The sequence below is a fragment of the Lentimicrobium sp. L6 genome (genome assembly GCF_013166655.1).
In the GTDB taxonomy this organism is placed as follows: domain Bacteria; phylum Bacteroidota; class Bacteroidia; order Bacteroidales; family UBA12170; genus UBA12170.
Genome location: NZ_JABKCA010000131.1, coordinates 1 through 6688, shown reverse-complemented (window position 1 = coordinate 6688; position 6688 = coordinate 1). Strand labels below are relative to the sequence as shown.

Here is a 6688-nt window from a genome sequence, read left to right as displayed (position 1 = left end):
ATGATTTGGAGAAAGACGATCAATTAGCTCTGTTTTTATAATCGAACTCGGGTTTATAATAATGAATAGTGTCTAAAAGCGTATATTCATAATTACTAATTCATACTCTAAGTCTTTCTAATAGAAATACCCTCACTAAATAAGTATTGCTTTAGCTCTGGAATGGGGATTTCAGCATAATGGAAAATACTCGCCGCTAGAGCACCAGTAGCTTTAGTATTTTCAAACACCTCTTTAAAATGCAGCTCAGAACCGGCTCCTCCAGATGCAATGACTGGAATATTAACAATTTCTGAAACCTGATTTGTGATGTCTAAATCAAAACCTGATTTGGTTCCATCGCTATTCATCGAAGTGAGTAAAATTTCTCCAGCGCCCAAGTCGCTTACTTGTTTCGCCCAAGCTACTGTTTTTACTGTTGTTCGGGTTCTTCCACCGTGGATAAATACCCAATGTTCACTCTTCTCAAATTTTGTATCTATAGCCACTACACAACATTGGCTTCCAAATTTCTTGGCTATTTCAGTGATGAGCTCTGGTCTTTTAATAGCTGACGAATTGATACTCACTTTATCGGCTCCAGCATAAATTAGATTACTGACATCCTCAATGGAATTGATTCCTCCACCTACCGTAAAGGGAATATTGATAACTTTCGCTATTCTTTTGACCAAATCGATTAGCGTTTTACGATTTTCTATAGTTGCTGTAATATCCAAAAAAACCAACTCATCAGCTCCTTGAGCAACATATTTCTGAGCCAATTCAATAGGATCACCAGCATCTCGTATGCCAATAAAATTGATTCCTTTCACCGTTCTTCCGTCCTTAATATCCAAACAAGGAATGATTCTCTTTTTTAGCATAGCTTCTCCAATTCTTTTAGGCTTATATTTCCTTCGTAAATGGCTTTTCCAATGATGGCGCCTTCACAACCTATTTCCGATAATTGCTTTAACTCCTTTATGGAAGTCACTCCTCCACTGGCTATTAAACTGATATCTACTTCTTTTAAAATCTCTTTATATAAATCTATGGATGAACCTATTAACATTCCATCCTTGCTCACATCGGTACAAATCACTTGTTGAATCCCCATGGCCTTCTTTTCTGTGATGAAGTCTATCACATCTATTTCAGAATGTTCTAACCATCCATTGGTGACTATCTTTCTTTGATTACAATCGGCCCCTAAAATGATTTTATTTGAACCATATTCTTGTAACCACTCAAAAAATAGCGGAGGATTCTTAATAGCTATACTTCCTGCTGTAATCTGATTTGCTCCAGATTCAAAGGCTATTCGGAGGTCATCATTTGATTTTAACCCTCCTCCAAAATCCACTTTTAAATTCGTATGGCGACATATCTTTTCAAGCATGGCATGATTCACAATATGATTGCTTTTGGCTCCATCTAAATCTACTACATGAAGATATTGTATGCCTGCATCCTGAAATTGCTTGGCTACCTCGAGGGGATTTTCATTATATATTTTCTTGGTCTGATAATCACCTTTCGACAAACGAACACATTTGCCATCAATGATATCTATTGCTGGTATTATTCTCATAATTCTAAAAAGTTTTTCAAGATTTGAGCACCAATTCCAGCCGATTTTTCAGGGTGAAATTGAGTAGCATAAAAATTATCTTTTTGCATGGCAGCACTGAATGGCAAAATATAATCTGTGGAGGCTATTGTTGAATCACAAATCTCCGCATAATAGCTATGAACAAAATAAACATCACTTTCTTTTCCAATACCGCTAAGCATGTTATTATCCTTACTTTTGAATGTATTCCAACCCATGTGAGGAACCATTTCATTTTCTGGAAACCTTTTGACTTTTGCATCGAAAATCCCAAGGCAATCTGTATTTCCTTCTTCACTATGCTGACACATCAATTGCATTCCCAAACAAATACCTATAACAGGTTGCTTTAAGGATTTGATGATTTTATCCAGCCCTTTTTGTTTTAATATAACCATGGCTGAACTGGCTTCTCCAACCCCAGGGAATATTACCTTATCGGCCTGTTTTATTATTGCCAAATCATCGGTCACCATGCTTTTACAACCCAAATTACTCAAGGCATTTCTCACAGAGCTGACATTTCCTGCATTATAATCTATTATGGCTATCATAGACTTCCTTTCGTGCTTGGGATAGAAAAACCATTGGTCTGATTAACCGCCATTCTGATAGACTTGGCAAAAGCTTTAAATATGGCTTCAATTTTATGATGTTCGTTTTGGCCTTCCGCTTTGATATTGAGATTACATTTGGCAGCATCGCTAAAGGATTTAAAGAAGTGGAAAAACATTTCTGAGGGCATTTCTCCAATCTTTTCTCGCTTAAATTCAGCCTCCCAATTAAACCAAGGCCTCCCACCAAAATCCAAAGCCACCTGAGCCAAACAATCATCCATGGGTAAAAGAAAACCATAACGCTCTATTCCTTTTTTGGAGCCTAAAGCTTGTAAAAATGCTTCCCCAAGAACAATGGCTACATCTTCTATACTATGATGCTCGTCAACTTCCAAATCTCCTTTTACTGTTACAGAAAGGTCTAAATCTCCATGTTTGGCAATCTGCTCCAACATGTGATCAAAAAATCCCAAACCCGTTGATATTTCTGACTTCCCTCCTCCATCTAAATTGAGTTCGACTAGAATATCTGTTTCTTTGGTCTTTCTTTGAAGTTTAGATATTCTAGGTTTTGCTTTTAAAAACTCATAAATTGCTTTCCAACTGGTGGTATTCAAAACAGCAAGTTCATCTCCTTCCCCCATAAAAATCCCTTGGGCTTTTAGATTTACAGCCAAATCCATGTCACTTTTTCTATCACCAATCACAAATGATTGCGCCAAATCATAATCTCCATAGATATATTCTTGCAATAATCCTGTTTTAGGTTTACGATTTGGAGATTTCTCTTCCGGAAAGCTGTTGTCTATTTTGATGGCTGAGAAATGAATATTCTCATTTTCAAAAGCCTGGATGATTTTATTCTGTGCAGGCCAAAAGTCTGATTCTGGAAAGGAATCTGTTCCCAAGCCATCCTGATTGGTGACCATCACCAATTCAAAGTCTAACTCCATAACAATACGAGAAAGCCATTGAAACACGCTAGGATAAAACTCTAATTTCTCCAAGCTATCCAACTGAAAATCTTGAGGAGGCTCAATGACCAAAGTCCCGTCTCTATCAATAAATAATACCTTTTTCATTTAAATGTTTTTTAGTGCTTTTATTAATAATTGATTCTGCTCCGGTGTACCAATAGTCAGACGTAAAGCATCTTTTATTTCTTTGGATTTATCTCTGATAATGATGCCTTGATTTCTCAGGCTTTCCATCACCAAATCAGCCTGCTCAAATTCAACTAAAACAAAGTTGGATTCCGAAGGGAAAACGGTTTTAACCATGTTCATTTGTTCCAAAACACGAATCAAACGGAGTCTTTCGATTTTGATTTCTGATATTTGCTTTGCTACCTTTCTCTTTTCAATAAGTGCGTCTACTACTTTAGTTTGGCTCAAAGAATTAACATTATAAGGCGGTTTTATTTTATTAAGAACCCCAATAACTTCAGGATGAGCAAAAGCCATACCCACTCGTAAACCAGCCAATCCATAGGCTTTACTCATGGTTTGCAGTACCACCAAATTGGGCGTGGTTTCCAAAATACTAATTCCACTTTCGCTTACGGCGAAATCAATATAAGCTTCATCCAAAACTACTAATCCATAAAACCGGTCAGCTATCCTTTTCACCTCCTCCAAAGGGAAAGCATTCCCCGTGGGATTATTTGGTGAACAAATAAATAACAGACCTCCCGATTTTATATCCTTCTCTATTTCCTCTAGGGGGGGCAGTTGAAAATCTGTGTTTAATGGAATTTTAATGATTTCAACATTATTTATTTGAGCTGAAACTTCATACATTCCATAAGTGGGTGGGAATACGAAAGCCTTGTCTTCTTGTGGTTCGCAGAAAGCCCTGAATAATAAATCGATAATTTCATCACTGCCATTTCCAATGAAAATCTGATTTTCGTCAAGTCCTTTTATTTTGGAAAAAACCATTTTCAATTCTCTTTGTTGCGGGTCTGGATAACGATTCACAGCCGTTTCATAAGGATTTTCATTGGCATCAAGAAAAACTTGAGCACTACCTTGAAACTCCTCTCGTGCGGAACTATATGGAGTGAGCTCCTTAATGTTTTTTCTAGTTATTTGATTGATATTAAACATTTTCTATTTCTTTTAATCTGATGGATACTGCATTTTTATGTGCCATTAGACCCTCGGCTTCTGCCATTACTTCTATTGTTTTTCCTAGATTGGATATTCCTGCTTTACTGAGTTCTTGAAAAGTGATTTTCTTCATAAAGCTATCTAATGAAACACCGCTATAATTTCTAGCAAAACCATTGGTGGGTAATGTATGATTGGTTCCACTGGCATAATCTCCAGCACTTTCACAGGAATAATTCCCTAAAAAGACGGAACCAGCATTCATCACTTTTTCAACATAATCGTTGGCTTTTTCGGAGGCTATAATTAAATGCTCTGGTGCATATTGATTACTAAATCTGAAACAATCACTCATATTCTCCAACAGAATGAATTTGCTATTTTCCAAGGCCTGTTTAGCTATCTCAGCTCGTGGTAATTCTTTGATCTGCTCCGAAATAGCCATCATGGCTTCCTCTAAAACAGATTCTTGGTCGCTTAACAAAATCACTTGGCTATCGCTTCCATGTTCGGCTTGAGAAAGCAAATCAGCTGCAATAAATTGGGGGAGGCTGGTCTCGTCAGCAATCACCAACACTTCACTGGGACCAGCTGGCATATCAATGGCTATACCCATTTGTTGGACGAGTTCTTTAGCTTTAGTCACATATTGATTTCCTGGGCCAAAAATCTTGTAAACGGGTGTGATAGTTTCCGTTCCAAAAGCCATAGCAGCAATTGCTTGAGCTCCTCCAACTTTGTATACCTTGTTAATCCCAATCAACTGAGCTGTATATAAAACAGCTGGATTTATCAGGCCATTTTCATCACAAGGCGTACACATAATAATCTCTTTACAAGCTGCTATTTGAGCAGGAATCCCTAGCATCAGAATAGTCGAAAACAATGGAGCTGTCCCACCAGGGATATAGAGTCCTACCTTCTCTATGGCTAGGCTTTTTCTCCAGCATTTTACTCCGAGACTGGTTTCTATTATTTCCTCTGTTACCTTTTGTGAAGTATGGAATTTCTCAATATTCGCCTTAGCAATATCTATGGCATCTTTTAATGCTTGTGGAACTAAGCCTTCAGCTTGTTCAAACTCAACATTACTCACTTGCAGGCTATTCAGCTCCGCCTTCTCAAACTGCAGCGCATAATTCTTTAAAGCTGAATCCCCATTTTTTTTGACCTCCTCAAAAATGGAATAAACCAATTCGCTAAGCTTTCTCGTTTCAATCTGGGGCCTTTGCATCAATAGGGGCCAATCCATTTCTTTGCTGTTCTTTATTATATTCATCATATCACCATTTTATCGATAGGAATAATTAATATATCTTCTGCCCCGGCAAGTCTCAACTCGTCAATCACTTCCCAAAACTTATTTTCATCAATCACAGAATGTAAAGAACACCAACCTTTCTCAGCCAATGGCAATATGGTAGGGCTTTTTAAAACGGGTAGAATTTTAGTGACCGCTTCAATTTTTTTCTCTCGCACATTCATTAAAATATACTTGCTGTTTTTAGCTCTCAAAACCGCCTTAATACGAAATAATAGATTCTCTAATAGCTCTTCTTTCTCAGCACTCATTTTCAATGATTTGATTAAAACTGCTTCGGATTTTAAAATCACTTGAGTTTGTCTTAATCCATTTTTAAACAAAGTAGAACCAGAGCTCACGATATCACAAATGCCATCAGCAAGACCAATATTGGGGGCTATTTCAACGGAGCCAGAAATGGTATGTATATCAGCATTTATACCTCTTTTATTAAGAAACCCTCTTAAAGTATTGGGATAGGATGTCGCTATTCTCTTTCCCTCAAAATAACTGATATCATCATCTTCTACCTCTTTAGGAACAGCCAGGCAAACTTTGCACTTGGAAAAACCTAGCTTTTTAACCACCTCTACTTTCGACTGCTTCTCCACTAATAAATTCTCACCAATCATAGCAATATCGGCTACACCATCCTCAATATACTGAGGAATATCGGAGTTACGCAGGTATAAAATCTCTATGGGGAAATTGGCTACAGTGACTTTTAGCTGGTCGTTTCCATTATTAATAGAAATTCCACAGCTTTTGAGTAACTGTAGTGACTGTTCATTTAATCTTCCGCTCTTTTGGATGGCAATTTTTAATTTACTCATTTTAAAGTTTTATTTGCCTGAGTAAATTTGAGGGAATGGTATAAAAACAAAAAACCCATCTGATTTACTCAGACGGGTTGTGAAATATTTTTAGATTACATATATCATCTCCTGTTCGCCTGAGGGCAAATATGAAAATGATGATGATGTAATTGACTTAAATACATTATTTGTTTTTTTATTGTTGTGGCAAAATTACATTTTTTTTGGATTGTGCAAGAAATAATAAATATTTTTAACCTGAGTTCGGTTTTTAACTATCTGAAATTCAGTTGTTAATCGTAATATTT

The 6688-nt window shown here is 36.8% G+C and carries 7 protein-coding genes; all 7 read right to left on the bottom strand.

The window, feature by feature from the left end; all coding sequences use genetic code 11:
• Positions 1–107: 107 nt before the first annotated feature.
• The 7 genes from hisF to hisG are packed head-to-tail and all read right to left on the bottom strand — an operon-like array spanning position 108 to position 6398.
• On the bottom strand, positions 108–866 hold the full coding sequence (gene hisF, locus HNS38_RS19510; RefSeq protein WP_172346949.1) for an imidazole glycerol phosphate synthase subunit HisF: 759 nt from the start codon (positions 864–866) through the stop codon (positions 108–110).
• Positions 860–1576 carry a 1-(5-phosphoribosyl)-5-[(5-phosphoribosylamino)methylideneamino]imidazole-4-carboxamide isomerase gene (gene hisA / locus HNS38_RS19505; protein WP_371823824.1) on the bottom strand — a complete coding sequence of 239 codons (717 nt, stop codon included), beginning with the start codon at positions 1574–1576 and terminating at the stop codon, positions 860–862. Before hisA ends, hisF begins: the two co-directional genes overlap by 7 nt.
• Entirely contained in the window at positions 1570–2148 is a 579-nt protein-coding gene (hisH, locus tag HNS38_RS19500) for an imidazole glycerol phosphate synthase subunit HisH (RefSeq protein WP_172279996.1), read from the bottom strand. Before hisH ends, hisA begins: the two co-directional genes overlap by 7 nt.
• On the bottom strand, positions 2145–3233 hold the full coding sequence (hisB, locus tag HNS38_RS19495) for a bifunctional histidinol-phosphatase/imidazoleglycerol-phosphate dehydratase HisB (RefSeq protein ID WP_172346947.1): 1089 nt from the start codon (positions 3231–3233) through the stop codon (positions 2145–2147). Before hisB ends, hisH begins: the two co-directional genes overlap by 4 nt.
• Positions 3234–4259 (bottom strand): histidinol-phosphate transaminase, encoded by a 1026-nt coding sequence (gene hisC, locus HNS38_RS19490; protein WP_172346946.1) that lies wholly within the window; start codon positions 4257–4259, stop codon positions 3234–3236.
• A complete protein-coding gene (gene hisD, locus HNS38_RS19485) occupies positions 4252–5541 on the bottom strand; it encodes a histidinol dehydrogenase (RefSeq protein WP_216663793.1) in 1290 nt (429 codons plus the stop codon). The genes hisC and hisD overlap by 8 nt, the downstream gene beginning before the upstream one ends.
• Positions 5541–6398: an ATP phosphoribosyltransferase gene (gene hisG, locus HNS38_RS19480; protein ID WP_172346945.1), complete on the bottom strand. Its 858-nt coding sequence runs from the start codon at positions 6396–6398 to the stop codon at positions 5541–5543. Before hisG ends, hisD begins: the two co-directional genes overlap by 1 nt.
• Positions 6399–6688: the final 290 nt, after the last annotated feature.